This is a genomic window from Burkholderia cepacia complex sp. TUM26381 (assembly GCF_057439935.1).
On record NZ_CM172008.1, the window covers coordinates 782,861 to 800,146 of the forward strand.

The following is a 17,286-nucleotide window of genomic DNA, read 5'->3' on the forward strand; positions in this document are numbered from 1 at the left end:
GTCAGGAATGATCGTGTTCGACTACGGGAACGGCTGCGTCGGCGACAAGCGCGAGCGCGGCCTCCATGTGCTCGCGCCACCGGCGCAGCAGTTGTTCGGCGGTGGCGCGCGTATGCACGGCGTCGCTGTAACGGCACTCGAACGCGAGTTCGCCGTCGCCCGCGACGCAAACGAGGTTCAGCAGGTGCGAACGTTCGTCGGTCGCCGCGCGGTCCGCGCCCACCGCCTCGGTGGCGGCGGAGAACCATGCGGACGGGCGCGCAGCGGCCGCCGACACGAAATCGACGCTGACCTGCGGCTGCACGCAGCGCCGCCACGCGTCGAGATCGACGCCGGCGGGCGGCGGTTCGTCCGCGCCGCCCAGCGCGGCCGGCGGCAGCGCGGCGAGCGTCGCCTCCCATTCGCGCAGCGCCGCGACGCTCGGCACGCCGGCGTGATGCGGCAACAGCAGCGGCACGTCACAGACGAAGCAGCCGACCGCGCGCTCGACCGCCGGCCCGTCGTCGAGCCAGTCGCGGCCGTGCCGGCCGAGATCGGCGACCACCGCGCCCCCCGCCCAATCGGTCAGTGCGCGCGCGGCCGCCGCGATCGCGACGGTGGCGGCTTTCACGCGCAGGCGCTGCGGCACGACGGCCAGCAACCGTCGCGCGGCCTCGCCCGTCAGCCGGTCGCGCACGACCTGCTGGCTGGCCTCGGCGTTCTCGCCGCGTGCCGCGTGCCGATCCCGCGGCAGCGCGACGTTGCCCGCCATCGGCGCGAAGTACGCGGCGGTTGCGCCGGCCTGCCGCGCGGCGGCAATGCGGGCGTCCAGCGCGCGAAGATAGGCCGGGTACGCCAGCGTCGGCGCGGCCAGTGCCGGCGTCCGGCCGTTCGCATGCGCCGCATACGCGTTGGCGAGGTCGTCCAGCAGCACCGCCCAGCCATGGCTGTCCGCCACCAGCCCGTGCACGACGAGCAGCAGCCGGTCGCCGGCCGCACCGCACCGGTAGTGCGCGATCCGGATCAGCGGCCCGTGGGCCAGATCGAAGCCCTGCTGCAGCGTCGTGCTGTGCGCGGCGATGAAGCGCGCCGCATCGTCTGCCGAGCCGAGGTCGTGGCTGCTGAAGCAGCGCTGCGCGGCGTCTGCGTCCGCAGGCGCGACGCGGCCCGGCAGCGTGTCGTGGTCGAATACGCAGCGCAGCCCCGGGTGCGCGTCGAGCAGCGAACGGAACGCAGCCAGCAGCGCGTCGGCGTCGAGCGGCTGCGCGGCCTGAACGAGCAGCGAGCGGTTCCAGTGGTGTGCGTGCGGGCGCTGCAACACGCGCCGTTGATACGGCGTCAACGGGAACCCGGACACCTCGTCCGCCTCCGGTCGCGCCGCCAGCGGCCGCAGGCAATCGGCCAGGTCCGCGAGGGTCGGACTGGCGAAGAAATCCTGCGGATCGACCGCCCAGCCCGCCCGGTTCAGTTGCGCGACGGCCCGCAGCACCAGGATGGAATCGCCGCCCAGCCCGAAGTAGTTGTCGTCCCGGCCGATCCGCTCCAGCCGCAGCACGTCGCGCAGCACCGTCAGCAGCGCGCGCAGCGGCGGCGTTTCGTCGCCGCCCGCGGCCTCGTCGGGCAGCACCGCCGTCGACACCCACTGGCGGTCGATCTTGTCGCCGGACGTCTTGGGCAGCGACGGCACGATGGCCAGCGCATGCGGCACCAGATGCGCCGGCGCGACGCGGCGCAGCGCGCGCAGCCGCTCGCGCGCCGCCTCGCGTGGCATGTCCGGCGCGCCCGACGCGCCGGGGCCGACGACGATGAACGCCTCCAGGCGCGGCGCCAGCGCGTCGTGCCCGCTCGACAGCCGCACCGCCGCCTCGCGCACGCCGTGCTGTTCGAGCAGCAGCGCCTCCACTTCGGCCAGGTCGACGCGCACCCCGCGCACCTTGATCTGGCGATCGCCGCGGCCGAGGTAGACCAGCGCGCCCGCCGCGTCGCGCCGCACGAGGTCGCCGGTGCGATACATGCGCGCGCCCGGCTGTCCGGAGAACGGATCCGGCAGGAACGCCGCGGCCGTCTGCCCGGGGCGGCCCGGGTAGCCGCTCGCGAGCGCGCTGCCGCCCAGGTAAAGCTCGCCGCGACACAGCGGCGGCACCGGTTGCAGGTGCGCGTCGAGCACATAGGCCGTGGTGCCCGGCAGCGGCGCGCCGATCGGCACGTCGCGTTCGTCCGGGCGCGCATCGGCCGGCACGTCGTGCACGACGGACGTGATCACGCTTTCCGTCAGCCCGTATGCGTTCATCAGCGCCACGCGGCCGCCCGTCACGGCGCGCCATGCCTGCACCGCCGCGAGCGGCACCGTCTCGCTGCCCGTCACGACCAGACGCAGCTGCGCCGGCAGCGCGGCCTCGCCGAGCCGGATCGCCCGCACCCATTCGCGCCAGAACGACGCGGGCAGGTTGAGCACGGTCGCGCGTTGCGCGTCGAGCAGGCCGCTGAACGCACCGAGCGTCGACCACGCCGCGCGGTCGAGCAGCAGCAGGCAGGCGCCGGTGGACAGCGCCGTGAAGATCTCCTCGATCGACACGTCGAACACGAGCGACGAGAACTGCACGACCCGGTCGTCGGCCGTCATGCGATACGCGGCGCACAGCGCCTGGATCTTGTGCGCGACCGCCCGATGACTGACGTCGACGCCCTTCGGCACGCCGGTCGAGCCGGACGTGAACAGCGTATAGGCGGCCTGTTGCGGATCGATACCAGCGGGCAGCGCGCCGGCGGGCGTGTCGCCAAGCGCGGCGAACGTGAGCGCCGCGCAGCCGGGCCACGCAAGCGGCGCCGCTGCGGCGTCGTGCACGAGCAGCACCGGCGCCGCCTGCGACAGGATCGCGTGCTGCCGCACAGCCGGCGCGGCGGGATCGAGCGGCAGGTAGGTCGCCCCGGCGCGCAGCACGCCGAGCAGCGCCACCAGTGCGTCGAGCCCCGTCGGCAAGCACAGCGCGACGCGGTCGCCGGCGCGAACGCCGTGCGTGTGCAGTGCGCCCGCGACCTGCTCCACCCGCGCCCGCAGCGCCCCGTAACTGAGCGTCTCGTGCGCCGTGGCAACCGCGGGCGCAGCGTTGCCGGCCGTCAGCGTGCCCGCCAGCAGCGACATGAGGTCGGACGCGGCCCACGCGGACGCGTCGGCCGTCCCGGACGCCGCTTGCCATGCCTGCCGCTGCGCAGCCGACAGCACGCCCGCGTCGCCCAGCGGCGCATCGTCCGGCAGCGTCAGCAGGAGATCCAGCGCCGCCTGGAACTGTTCGACCACCTCGTCCGCCTCGCCCCGCTCCAGTGCGCCGTCGCGCGTCAGCAGCACGCCGCCGTAGCCCGCGCCGTCGCGATGCAGGTTCATCGTCAGGTCGTATTCGGTTTCCGTTTCCGGCGTGTCCTCGAACGCGACCTCCAGCGCGCCGGTCTGCACGGTGCGAACCGGCGCCTCCTGCATCGAGAACACCACCTGGAACAGCGGCGTCAGCGACGTGTCGCGCGGGCCCGCGAAGCGCTCGACCAGCTTCTCGAACGGATAGTCCTGGTGCGCGTGCGCGGCCATCACGCAGTCGCGCACCCGCTCGATCCATGCCCGCGTGCTGCTGGCTGCCGGGAATGCCACGCGCAGCGCAAGCAGGTTCACGAAGAAGCCGACGAGTCCTTCGGTGCGGCTCGACGCACGGTTGGCGACCGGCGAGCCGACCACCAGGTCGCGCTGCCCGGTGCGCCGCGACAGCATCAGCAGGAACGCGGACAGGAACACGACGTATGGCGTCGTCCGCAAGCGCCGCGCCAGCGCGTCGACCTGCGCTGCGCGTCCGGCGTCCACCGCGACGCGGCCGCTGTGCGCGAGGCGCCCGGGCGTGCGTGCGCGGCGCCGGTCGCCGCCGAGGTCGAGCACCGGTGCGCCGTCCAGATGCGCCCAGAACGTCTCGTGCGCCGCGTAGTGCCCGGCGGCGAACTGCGCCGCCTGCTCCTCGCTGTAGTCCGCGTAATCCCACGCGGGCGGCGCGGCGTCCGGCGCGCGCCCCTGGCTCGCCGCGGCGTACAGCGACGCGAGATCCTGCGCGATCAGCCGGAACGACCAGCCATCGACGACGATGTGATGGAACGACATCAGCAGGCACGCGCGGCGCGGCCCGAGATCGAGCAGCCGCGCGCGAAACAGCGGCGGCCGAGCGAGATCGAACGGCTCCGCCCGCAGCGCGTCGCGATGCTGCGCGATGAACGCGCGCCGTGCGTCGTCCGTATCGCCTGCGTACGCATGGATCGACAGCGCGACCGCCGCGTCGGCATGCACGTGCTGCTCGCCACTGCCGTCCGGCCCCTCGTGAAACGACGTGCGCAGCACCGGATGGCGCGCAACCAGCCCGGCGAGCGCCGCGTGCAGCGCGGCGCGATCGACATCGCCGTGCAGGTGCAGACATTGCGGCAGATGAAAGACCGAACCGCCCATGCCGAGCCGTTCGAGCGTCCACAGCCGGCGCTGCTGGAACGACATCGGTGCACGACGCGGCCCGGCGGCCGGCAGGCCGTGCTGCGTCGTTGCCACCCGCCCGGCGGGCTGCGCCGGTTCGGCCTGCACGCGAATCGCGCGAGCCAGCCCGTCGATCGTCGGCGCACTGAAGAACGCCTCGAGCGTCAGCTCCGCATTCAGCCGCTCGTGAATCCGCGTAAGAACGCGCCCGGCCAGCAGCGAATCGCCGCCCAGTTCGAAGAAATCGTCGGCCGGCGTGATCCGCTCATGGCCGAGGCACTCCGTCCAGATGCGCGTCAATGCGTGCCGCACGTCATCGGTTTCGACCGGAGCGGCGGGCGGCGTGTCGGCCACGGCCGGTGCAGCCACCGACGCAACGGCCGGCGCCTCCGGCTGCGCGCGCTCGATGGGGCCGCCTTGCTGGGCGGGCAGCCAGTGACGCGTCCGCTCGAACGGATAGCCCGGCAACGGCAGGCGCTTGCGGCGCTCGCCCGCGTACGCGTCGCGGCGTGTCAGGCGCGCGCCCTTCGCCCACAGCCGGCCGTAGCCGGTGAGCAGGGTCGCCATCGTGCGCGGCGTGCGCTCCGTGAAGCTTGCCAGCACTGCGTCGGCCGGCGCGCAGCGATGCCCGCGCACCAGCGCCGCCAGCACGTCGCGCGGGCCGATCTCGACCCACAGCGCGTCGCCCAGCGCCGCCAGCGTCCGCACGCCCGCCGAGAAGCGCACGGTGCCGAGCACGTGCGCGGCCCAGTACGCCGGATCGGTGGCGCGCCGCGCGTCCAGCAGCGTGCCGTCGAGGTTGGAGATCAACGGGATGCGCGGCGCGCGCAGCGTCATCGTCGCGGCATGCGCCTGCACGCGCGCGGCCGCGTCCGCCATCATCGGCGAATGGAACGCATGCGACGACGCGAGCCGCGCATGCGCGATACCCGTGTTGCGCAGGTGCGCCGCGAACACGTCGACCGCATCCACCGGGCCGGACACCACGCACTGCAGCGGCCCGTTGACCGCCGCGACGGCGAGCGCCGGCGGCAGTTGCGCGGCCAGCTCGTCTTCCGCGATCGATACGGACAGCATCGCGCCGGCCGGCTGCGCCTGCATCGCCGCGGCACGCGCCGCCACGAGGCCGACCGCCTCGTCGAGCGAGAACACGCCCGCGCAGCACGCGGCGACCAGTTCGCCGACGCTGTGGCCGATCAGGTAGTCCGGCGTCACGCCCAGCGCAGCCCATGCCTGATACAGCGCGTACTCGTACGCGAACAGCAGCGGCTGGACCAGCGCCGTATCGGTGGTGCTCGCGTCGCCCAGCAGATAAGGTTCGAGCGCCAGCCCGGCCGCGCCCGCGAACCGCCCGCACACCTCGTCGAGCGCGGCGCGGAACACCGGGTTCTCGCGATGCAGGTCTTGCGCCATGCCGGCGGCCTGCACGCCCTGCCCGGTGAACAGGAAAATCACCGGGCGCGCGTGCGGCGCGTCGTCGATGGCCGGCGATACACCCGCCGCCAGCGCATCGAGCGCCGTGTCGCGCGACTCGGCGACCACGAACGCCCGGCACGCGTGGTCCTGCCGGGCGGCCTGCAGCGTATGCGCAACGTCGGCCAGCGCCCATTCCGGGTGGCGGCGCAGCGCGGCGGCGAGGCCGTCCGCCGCGCGCCGCAGCCCGTCCGGCGTGGCGGCCGACAACCGCAGGCAATGCGCGGCAGCGGCCGTCGGCGCGTCCGCCTCGGGCGGCGCGGCTTCCAGGATCACGTGCGCATTCGTGCCGCCGATGCCGAACGAACTGACGGCCGCGCGGCGCGGCGCAGCGCCGCCGTCCGGCCAGTCGGCCGCTTGCGCCGTGATGCGGAAGGCCGCGTCGTCGAGTTCGAGCAGCGGGTTGGGCGTGTCGAAGTGCAGCGTGCCCGGCACCTTGCCGCGTTCGAGCGCGAGCGCCGCCTTGATCACGCCCGCGAGCCCCGCCGCGCTGTCCAGGTGCCCGACGCTCGTCTTGACCGCGCCGAGCATGCGCGGCGCACGCACGGGGTGCTGTCCGTAGGTCGCCTTCAGCGCGGCCATTTCGATCGGATCGCCGAGCAGCGTGCCGGTGCCGTGCGTCTCGACATAGCCGACCGACGCGGCGTCCACGCCGGCGTCCGCCAGTGCGGCGCGGATCACCCGTGCCTGGCCCGCAGGGCTCGGCGCGGTGTAGCCGGCCTTGTCGTGGCCGTCGTTGTTGATCGCGGAGCCCTTGAGGACCGCATACACGTGATCGCCGTCGCGGCGTGCGAGATCGAGCCGCTTCAGCACCACCGCACCCGCGCCGCTGCCCTCGACGGTGCCGCTCGCGGCCGCGTCGAACGCGCGGCAATAGCCGTCCGCGGAAAAGATCCCGCCGGTGCGGTGCAGGTAGCCCGGCACACCGTCGACGCCGATCGACGCCGCACCCGCGAGCGCGAGTTCGCAATCGCCCTGCGCGACCGCGCGTGCGGCCATGTGCAACGCGACCAGCGACGTCGAGCACGCGGTGTTCAGCGTGACCGCGGGGCCGGTGAGGTTCAGCCGGTACGCAATCTGCGTCGCGGGCTGGTTGAGCACGTTGATCTGGTACAGCCCGAGCGCCTCGACCGCGTCGCGGTTGCCGAGCACGTGGTTCGCGAGGTACTGGCTCGCGCCCACGCCGACGTAGACGCCCACGTCGCGCGCGGGCCCGGGCCCGGCGTAACCGGCGTCCTCGAGCGCGCGATAGCTTTCCTCCATCAGCTTGCGCTGCTGCGGATCCATGATCTCTGCCTCGCGCGGCGTGTAGCCGAAGAACGCGGCATCGAAACAGTCAGGATCGCGTATCAACCCGCGCGCGGCGACGAAGCGCGGATTGCCGAGCAGGTCGTCCGGCACGCCGAGCGCGCGCAGCCGCGCGTCGTCGAGCCGGGTGATGCCGTCCTCGCCCGCGAGCAGCATGTGCCAGAACTGCTCGACGTCGTCCGCGCCCGAAACGGCCGCGCTCATCCCGATGATCGCGACGTCGCGGCTGTCGACCGGCGACGCGCTTGCGGCCGCAGCCGCGCCGCCGGCGCCGGTTGACGGCTCGCCAGGCGCGGACAGCCAGCCGGCCAGCGTGCGAATGGTCGTGTAGCGGAACAGGTGATCGATGTCCACGTCGCGGCCGAACTCGCGACGAAGCCGCGCCTGGCACTGGATCAACGCGAGCGAGTGGCCGCCCGCGTCGAAGAAGTTGGTGTCCGGATCGATCTCGGCGAGGCCGAGCACGTCGCGCCAGATCGCCGCGACCGCGGCCTCGGCATCGCCAGGCGTACGGCGTGCGGCGCCGGCGGGGCCGGGCGTGCCGGCCGCGTCGAGCGGCCAGTCGGCCAGCCTGAGGCGATCGATCTTGCCGCTGCCGGTCATCGGCATCGCGTCGAGCATGACGATCCGGTCGGGCACCATGTACGGCGGCAGCGCCTGTTGCGCATGCGCCTTCAGCGCGCCGTCCGGCAGCGCGCCTGCCGCCTGCACGAACGCGCAGAGCACGGCGCCCGCGCTGCCCGAACGCGCCAGCACCGCGACTTTGGCGACGCCCGGATGGCGGCCCAGCACCGACTCGACTTCACCCGTCTCGATGCGGAAGCCGCGCACCTTGACCTGCTGGTCGTCGCGGCCCACGAATTCGATGTCACCGTGCCGGTCGAAGCGGGCCAGGTCGCCGGTGCGATACAGCACGCGATCCGCGTCGCCCGTCGCATACGGGTTCGGCACGAAGCGCTCCGCGCTCAGCTCGGGCCGGTTCAGGTAGCCCGACGCCAGCGCCCGCCCGGAGAGGTACAGCTCGCCGGTCACGCCGATCGGCAGCCGCGCGAGATCGGGCGCGAGGATATGCGTGCCGACGTCGCCCACCGCGCGGCCGATCAACACGGGGCCGCTCGTGCAGCGCCACACGGTTGCGTAGATGCTGGCCTCGGTCGGGCCGTATGCGTTGAACAGCGGCGTGTGCGGCAGCACGCGCGCCGCCAGCTCGACGGTCGCGGGGAGCAGCGGCTCGCCGGCAGCGAACACGGCGCGCAGCGGGCTCGCCGCGCCGGCGTCGAGCGACTGCAGGAACAGGTGCAGCATCGACGGCACGAAATTGACCACCGTCACGCGATGCCGTTCGATCGCGCGCTGCAGGTAGCGCGGATCGTACTGGCCGTCCGGCCGCGCGATCACGATCGCGGCGCCCTTCATCAACGGCCATAGCATTTCGGTAAGCGAAACATCGAACGATTGCGCGGTCTTCCACAGCACGCGATCGCCCGCCGCCAGCGGATAGGTGTGTGCGAGCGCGTCGAACAGCGCGAGGATGCCTTCCTGGCGGCACAGCACACCCTTCGGCGTGCCGGTCGAGCCGGACGTATAGAGAATGTAGGCCGGGTCACCGGGGCTCACGCGCGGCGCGGCGGCCAACGCGGCCTGCCCCGCTTCCGCCAGCGCCGCCTGCTCGACGAATTGCACGCCGCACGCGCGCAGGCAGGCGGGCGCGGCGGCATCGCCGACGATCGCCACCGGGCGCGCGTCATCCACCATGAAGCGATGGCGCGCTTCCGGCAACGCGGGATCGAGCGGCAGATACACGGCGCCGATCCGGAACAGCGCGAGCACGGTCTGCAGCGTCGCCGCCGTGCGGCCCGCGCACACCGCCACGACGTCGCCCTGCCGCACGCCCAGCGCGGTGAGCGCCGCCGCGCGCCGGTCGCACTGGTCGAGCAGCGCCGCATAGGTCGTCTCGCCCGCGTCGTCGATCAGCGCGACGGCGTCCGGCGCGGCGGCCGCGCACGCGGCGAGCCGCTCGCCGACGCTCGCGCCAACCGGCAGCCCCGGCTTCGGCGCCGCCCAGTCGTCGAGCCGCGCGAGCGTGGCAGGCCGCAGCCACGCCGCCGCGGGCGCGCCGGCAAGCCGCCGCAACGCTTCGTGCTGCGCGTGCGCGATGTCTTCCGCGTCGGCACGCCGCAGGCTGTCGGCCCGGTAGCCGACGATGCAGCGCAGCCGCTGGTCGCTCGCGGAGACGGAGAAATCGACCTGCACCGGAAAGCTGTTGACCGCATGACCGTCGCGGCCCGCGAGCATCCGCACGTCCGCGTCGTCCAGCTCGCGCAGCACGTGGAAGCTCGTGAAATTGAACAGCACCTCGCCCAGCTCGATCCCGCCGTTGTCCTGCCGGATCTGCTGCGACGGATAAAAGCGGTGCCGGAAAATGCCCGACTCGATCTCGAACACCTGCCGCGCCTGAGCGGCGGGCGACGCTGCGTCGTCGAGCGTCGCGCGCACCGGCACCGAATTCAGGAACAGCCCGACCGCGCGCTCCGCATGCTCGGTCTCGGGCCGCACGTGCGTCACCATCGACGTGAGCACGTCGCGCCGCCCGCTCAGCGCCTGCAGCGCGCGCAGGTGGGCGGCGAGCAGCACGCTCTTGAGCGGGACGTTCGCGTCGCGCGCGAGCGCGCGCAGCGCCGCCTCCAGTTCGACGGAGACCTCGACCTCCAGATAATCCACGCGCTCGTCCGCTGCGTCGCCGATCAACGGCGCGCGACGCAGCGACAGCGCCTGCGCGCCGTCGAGCTGGCCGCGCCAGAAATCGCGCTGGGCCGGATCGGCGAGCGCCGCCTGTTCGAGTTCGATGAAATCCCGGTAACCGGCCTGCACCGGCACGTCGTCCGGCCGGGTCTGCGCGCCCGCCAGGCCCGCCGTGTAGAGCCGGATGAATTCGGTGGTCAGCGCGGCCTCGCTCCAGCCGTCGAGCATCGCGTGATGGAAGCTCCACACCAGCTTGAAGCGCTGCGCCGCCAGCTTGAACACGAAGCAGCGAAACAGCGGCGCGGCGGCGATGTCGAACGCGGCGAACCGCTCGCCGTCCATGAACGCGGCGATCCGGGCGGCCTGCGCCGTCGCGTCGAGCGCAGTCAGATCGGTGACCGCCAGCGGAATGCGCGCCGTGTCGAACACGAGCTGCAGCGGCACGCTGAACCCCTCCGTCCGCAGCGCGGTACGCAACGCCGGATGACGCGCCGACAGCCGGTCCAGCGCGCGCACGAGGCAGGCTTCGTCGTACGCATAGGCGACCTCGTAGCCGATCACGTCGTGGTACAGGCTCGAACGCTCGTGCCGCAGGCTGTGATAGAGCATCCCCAGTTGCAGGCGGCTGAGCGGATACGCGTCGACGACGCCGGCCGGCAGCCGTGCGCGGTCCGCTTCGCTCGTCAGCGGCGCGCGGGGTACGACGGCCTCGGCCGGCGCACCTGCACCTGCACCTGCACCTGCCCCCTCGCCGCGCTGCCGCTCGATGTGCTCGCCCAGCGTACGCACGCTCTGGTGGACGAACAGGTCCTGGATCTCGAATTCGAGCCCGTGGCGCTGCGCCTGCGCCTTCAGCCGGATCGCCAGCAGCGAATCGCCGCCGAGATCGAAGAAACCGTCGTCGAGGCCGAACCCGCTGCGACCGAGCACGTCTTCCCACAACGCGCGCAGCACGCGCTGCGTGTCGGTCAGCGTCTCGGGCGCCGTTTCGGCGGCCGCCTGCGCCTGCGCAGGGGCAAGTTGAGCGAGCGCAGCCCGGTCCACCTTGCCGTTCGCCGTCAGCGGAATGTGCGGCACCGCGTGCAAGCGCGCCGGCACCAGATGATCCGGCAGCGACGCCCGCAGCTGCGCGCGCAGGCCGGCTTCGTCCGGCGCATCCACGCCCGCGCCCGGGCTTGCGGTCCAGTACGCGACGAGCTGCTTGTCGCCCTGCGGCGTCGCGTCAACCGTCACGACGGCGGCCTGCACGCCGCGGCATGCAGCCAGCGCCGCCTCGATTTCCGCGGGCTCGATCCGGTAGCCGCGCAGCTTCACCTGCCGGTCGCGCCGGCCGAGGTAATGCAGCGCGCCGTCATGCGCCCAGTAGCCGACGTCGCCGCTGCGGTACATGCGGGCGCCCGGCTCGCCGCCGTAAGGATCGGGCACGAACGCGGCAGCGGTCAGGTCCGGCCGGTTTGCGTAGCCGTGCGCGACGCCGAGCCCCGCGATGTAGATGTCGCCCGCCGCGCCGGCCGGCAGCGGATTCAGGTCGTCGTCGAGCACGTACACCGACGTGCCCTGGATCGGCATGCCGATCGGTACCGTGCGCCCCGCCGCCGGCTCGCCGCGCACCGGGTACGCGGTCGCGAACGTCGTGGTCTCGGTCGGCCCGTAGCCGTTGACGACCTGCCCGCGTTCCAGCAGCGCGCGGGCGCGCGCCACATGCGGCAGCGACAGCACGTCGCCGCCGCAGACGAGATAGCGCAGCCGCCGCAGCGCGTCCGGCGCGTGATCGACCATCGCCGCGAACAGGCCGCTCGTCAGCCACAGAATCGTCACGCGTGCGTCGACCAGCAACGGCCCGAGCTGGTCCAGCGACGCATCCCGCCCGACCGGCACGACGAGCGACGCGCCGTTCAGCAGCGCGGTCCAGATCTCGAAGGTCGACGCGTCGAACGCGGTCGGCGCGAACTGCAGGAACACGTCGTCCGGCGTCACGTCGAGATAGGTCGGCCGGTACGCGAGCCGCAGGATCGCCTGTTGCGGCACGATGACGCCCTTCGGACGATCGGTGGTCCCCGACGTGTACATCAGGTACGCCGGCATCTGCGCCGGCAGCCCGCTCGCGACGAACGCGCCGTCGCGCGCGGCGATCTCGTCGTCGTGGTCCTCGAGGACGATCAGGTTCAGATAGCCGTCGCGCAGCGCGTCGGTGCGCGCCACCACGTCCTCGCGCGTGACGATCACGCTCGCCTGGCTGTCGTCGAGCAGGAAGCGCAGCCGGTCGGCCGGATAGCGGCTGTCGAGCGGCACATACGCGCAGCCCGCGTTGAGCACCGCCAGCATCGCGACAATCAGTTCCGCGCCCGGCTCGAGACACAGGCCGACGGTCGAGCCCGGCGACACGCCGAGATCGCGCAAGTGATCCGCCAGCCGGTTCGCGCGGGTGTTCAGCGCGTGGTAATCGAGCGTCGCGTCGCCGTGGCGGATCGCCGGGCGGCCCGGATGCTGCCGCGCGAGCGCGTCGATCACCGAGCCGATCGAGTCGGGCAGCGGCTGCCCGAGCGGCCGGCTCTGCCAGCCGCGCAGCGCGTCGAGCGTGGGCGCGTCGCCGCGCGCGAGCGTGCCGAACGGCGCGTCCGGCTGCGCGGTCAACACGTCGAGGTACTGCACATAGGTGCGCGACAATCGCTCGATATCGGCGGCTTCGAACAGATCGGTGCGGAACACCGTGCAGCAGCGCACGCCATCGGACGTCAGCTCGGCGAACAGCGTCAGGTCGAACTGCGCGTAGCGGTACAGGTCGTCGCGCACCGTCATCGCCGGCATCCCGGCCGGTGCCGCCGGCCCGGCGGCGCCGGGCACCGCACCTTTCGTGTCCTGCAGCACGAAGTTGACCTGGAACAGCGGGCTGCGCGCGGAATCGCGCGCGACGCCGACCTGCTCGACCACCTGGTCGAACGACACCGCCTGATGCCGCAGCGCGTCGGCGACGGTGTCGCGCTCGCGCTCGACCAGCGCGGCGAACGTGGCACTGCCTTGCCGCGCAGTGCGCAACGCGAGCAGGTTCGCGAAGAAGCCGACGATGCGCTCGCTGCCCGGATGCACGCGGTTCGACGCGGTCGTGCCGATGCAGAAGTCGTCCTGGCCAGCGTAGTCGCCGAGCAGGCACCGCCACGCGGCCAGCATCACCGTGAACAGCGTGCCGCCCTGCCGCCGCGCCAGCGCTTCGGCCCGCGCGCGCACGGCGGCGGGAATCGTGAAGAACGCCAGTTCACCGTCGTGCGCGCGCCGCGACGGGCGCGGCAGCGCGAACGGCAATTCGAGCGTCGTCGCGCCCGTCAGCCGCTCCTGCCAGTACGCAAGACTCGGCGCGCTGTCCGCGGCGCTGCGCGCCTGCTGCCACAGCGCATAGTCCGCATAGTGCGGCCCGTCGTCGGCCCGCGGCTCAGGCTCGCGGCCCGCCAGCCGCGCCGCGTAGGCCGACCACCAGTCGGCCAGCATCAGCTCCAGCGACCACCCGTCGACGATCAGGTGATGGGCGGTCAGCACGAGAATCTGCCGGTCGTCGTCGAGACGATGCAGCGACGCGCGCAGCAGCGGCCCGTGCGCAAGGTCGAACGGCTGCGCGATTTCGGCCGTGATCGCGCGGGCGATCTCCGCGTCGGTCACGCCCGCCGCGTGACGGTGTACCGGCAGCGATGGCTCGTGCTCGGCATGCACACGCTGGTACAGGCTGCCGTCGCGCTCGTCGAACGTCGTGCGCAGCGCTTCGTGCCGCGCGACCACGTCGCGCAGCGCCGCCTGCAGCGCTGCCTCATCGAGCGTGCCCGCGATCTCCAGCACGTGCGGCACGTGGAAATGACCGGCGCCACCGCTGATCGCCATCTGCACCCACATCCGCAACTGTTCCGCCGACGCGGGCAGGTCCGCCGGCCGAGCCTGGCGGGTAATCGCGTCGCGGTTGCCCGCGCCACGCTGCCTGCCGAACGCTTCGAGCAATTGGCGACGCTTGTTTTCGGTGGAATCGTTATGCGACATCAAACCAGCTCTCCCGACGATGAAAACACTGTGAGTAGTTCGTCCATGTCGTCCGGCGCGAGGCGCTCGAGCAGCGCTTCCAGGCGGTCCTCCTGCTGGGCCTTCTGGCCGAGCGCCACCAGCACCTGCGCGCTGAACCGGTCAAGCTGCGGCGCGCCGAACAACAGCGGCGGCGACAACAGCAGCCCGTAGCGGCCATTGAGGCGCCCGATCAGCTGGATCGCCTGCACGGAGCTGCCGCCGAGCATGAAGAAATGGTCGTCCGGCCCGATGTCGGCGACGTCCAGCACGGCCGACCACTCGGCGGCGACCTCGGCCTGGAACGGCGTCTTCGCGCGCACCTCGGCACCGCGCGCGCGCGTCTCGAGCGCCGCGTCGGCGAGCTGGGCCAGGCGCTTGCGGTCGATCTTGCCGGCCGGCAGCAGCGCGATGCGCTCCACCACGTCGATGCGGGCCGGACGCATCGCGTCGGGCAGCCGCGCGGCCAGTTCCGCGTGCAGCGCGTCCGCCGGCCAGCTGTCCCACCCCGCGGCCGGCTCGACGAACGCGTGCAGCAGCCGCACCCGCCCCTGCACCCGCACCGGCACCACCGCGCACTGCGCGATGCCCGGCAGCGCCAGCAGGCATGCCTCGATCTCGCGCAGCTCGATCCGGTTGCCGTTGAGCTTGACCTGCTCGTCGCGCCGGCCGAGGTAATGCAGCTCGCCGTGCTCGCCGAACATCGCGATATCGCCGGTGCGGTACATGCGCGCCCCCGGACGGCCTGCGTATGGATCGGGCACGAAGCTCGCCGCGGTGAGGTCCGGGCGGCCGACGTACCCTTGCGCGAGCCCCGCCCCGCCGATGTACAGTTCGCCCGCGCTGCCGGGCGGGCACGGCTCGAGGCCCGCGTCCAGCACGTACAGCGACACGTTGTCGATCGGCCGGCCGATCGGCACGCCGGCGCGCGCATGGGCCTCGCCCGGCTCGCAATGCCACACGGTCACGTCGATCGCGGCCTCGGTCGGCCCGTACAGGTTGGCGAGCCGCACGCCCGGCAACAGCCGGTGGAAGCGCTCGGCCTGCTCGGCGAGCAGCGCCTCGCCGCTGCAGACGACCAGCGCGAGATCCGGGAAGCGCTGCCCGGGCGCCGCGTCCAGAAATGCGTTCAGCATCGACGGCACGAAGTGCGCGACCGCGATGCGCGCGTCGCGCAGCAGCACGGCGAGCCCGGCCGGGTCCTTGTGCAGCTCGGGCGGCGCGATCACCAGCGCATGCCCGCTCTGCAAGGTCCACAGGAATTCCCAGACCGACACGTCGAAGAAGTACGGCGTTTTCTGCAGCACGCGCACCGGCGCGGCATCGGCGAGCAGCGAGCCGTGCCAGTCGAGCCGGTTGACCAGCGCGCGATGGGTGTTGGCGACGCCCTTCGGCGTGCCGGTGGAGCCCGACGTGTAGATCACGTACGCGATCCCGTCCGGGTGAATGCGTTGCTGCGGCAGCGGTTCGGCGGCCAGCCAGATCGCGCGCTCGTCCAGCGCATGCCGCGCGACCGGCCCGGCGGGCAGGCGTGCCAGCAGGTGCCGCTGCGTGAGCAGCAGCGCGAGCCCTGCATCGTCGACGATGCGCCGCAGCCGGTCCGGCGGCGCGGCGGGATCGAGCGGCACGTAGGCCGCGCCCGCCCGCATCACCGCGAGGATCGCCAGCACCATCTCCGTCGAGCGCTCGCAGCACAGCCCGACGAGGGCCCCCGGCGTCACGCCGCGCGCCGCGAGAAAGCCCGCGAGCCGCGCCGACAGCGCATCCAGTTCGCGATAGGTCAGTTGCTCCGCACCGAACCGGACGGCCGGTGCATCCGGCGTCGCGGCGCACTGCGCGGCGAAGCGGGCCGGCCAGTCCGTCGCGTCGATCGTGCGCGCGGGCCCGTGCCAGTATTGTGCGAGCCGCGCGCGCTGCTCGGGCGCCAGCAGGTCGACCGCGAGCGCGGGCTGTGCATCGTCGTCCAGGTACGCGCGCAACAGCCGGCCGAAGCGCGCGGCGAACTCCCCGATCCGCGCCGGCGGCAGGCAGCCGGTGTCGTATTCGAGGTTCACATGCAGGCCGTCGGGCGTCAGCTGATACGCGAAGTTCAGGTCGAACGGCCGCTCGGCGGCGACCACCGGCAGCAATTCCGCGTGCACGCCGTGGAATGCGAGCGGGGCATCCTGCACGAAGAACGCTTCCGTCACGCCGACGTTGAAGACGGGCGTATCGGCCAGCGAACGCGTGCGCCGCAGCGCCGTCACGAGATCGGTCAGCGACAACTGCTGATGGTGCTTGCTTTCCGCACGCCGGGCAGTGGTGCGCGCGACGATATCGCGGAACGTGTCGCCCTGCCGCAGCGAAAAGCCCATCGGCAGGTTGTTCACGAAGCATCCGCTCGCATCGCGAAACTCCGGCGAGCGCATGTTGACGGGATAGGTCACGACCAGCTCGCGCACGTCCTGCCAGCGGGCCAGCGCGATAGCGAACAGGCTCGACAGCACGAGAAACGGCGTCGAGCGGCTCGCGCGGGCCCGTGCGCGCAGCCGGCGCGTGGTGTCCGCGTCGAAACGCATCCGGTGGATGCGCCCCTCGCGCGGCTCCGCCGATGCCGCTGCGTCGAATTCGACCCCGAGCGGCGCATGCGCGAGCACGCCGAGCCAATAGGCCAGATCTTCGTCGTAGCGCGGCGACGCGCGGTACGCGGCTTCGAACGCGAGCTGCTCGCCGAGATCCCGCAACGTGCAGGCGGGCGCCGGGCCCGCGCCGAGCGCGTGGTTGTACAGCGCCGTCAGCCGCTGGTTGATGTACACCGCGGAAAACGCATCGGAGATGATGTGCGGAAAGCTGAGCACGAGCCGGTGCGCGTCGGCATCCTCGCGCAGCAGCGCGAAGCGGAACAGCGGCGCGTCGTCGAGCGCGAACACGTGCGCCGCGCGCGCGGCGATCCATGCGTCGGCCTCGGCGGCGTCCAGCTCCGGCGCCACCCGCGCGTCGCGGTAGTCGAGTGCGACCGTCACCCGGTCATGCACTTCTCGCACCACGCGGGCGTCGTCCATCCGGAACGTGCTGCGGCAGCCTTCGTCATGCTCGTGGACGAACGCGTCCAGCGCGCGCCGCAGCGCGTCGCGATCCAGCGGACCCGACAGGCGGTAGACGAGCGCGGTCGTGTAGGCCGACGAGTGCGGATTGAGCTGCCACTCGAGCCAGAAGCGGTACTGATAGGCTGAAAGCGAAGTGGTACGCATGGTGGCCCCTGTCTGGATGCA

At 72.7% G+C, this 17,286-nt stretch carries 2 protein-coding genes; both read right to left on the reverse strand.

All coding sequences use genetic code 11. From position 1 onward, the window contains the following. Position 1 precedes the first annotated feature (1 nt). Positions 2–14,017 carry an amino acid adenylation domain-containing protein gene (locus ACWMMN_RS35405; protein WP_486424164.1) on the reverse strand — a complete coding sequence of 4,672 codons (14,016 nt, stop codon included), beginning with the start codon at positions 14,015–14,017 and terminating at the stop codon, positions 2–4. Then, positions 14,017–17,265 carry a non-ribosomal peptide synthetase gene (locus ACWMMN_RS35410; RefSeq protein WP_486424165.1) on the reverse strand — a complete coding sequence of 1,083 codons (3,249 nt, stop codon included), beginning with the start codon at positions 17,263–17,265 and terminating at the stop codon, positions 14,017–14,019. The genes ACWMMN_RS35405 and ACWMMN_RS35410 overlap by 1 nt, the downstream gene beginning before the upstream one ends. Positions 17,266–17,286: the final 21 nt, after the last annotated feature.

Bases quoted from the DNA above. Each gene is read 5' to 3' on its own strand.
- ACWMMN_RS35405 (WP_486424164.1), bottom strand. From the start codon at position 14,017: ATGTCGCATAACGATTCCACCGAAAACAAGCGTCGCCAATTGCTCGAA.
- ACWMMN_RS35410 (WP_486424165.1), bottom strand. From the start codon at position 17,265: ATGCGTACCACTTCGCTTTCAGCCTATCAGTACCGCTTCTGGCTCGAG.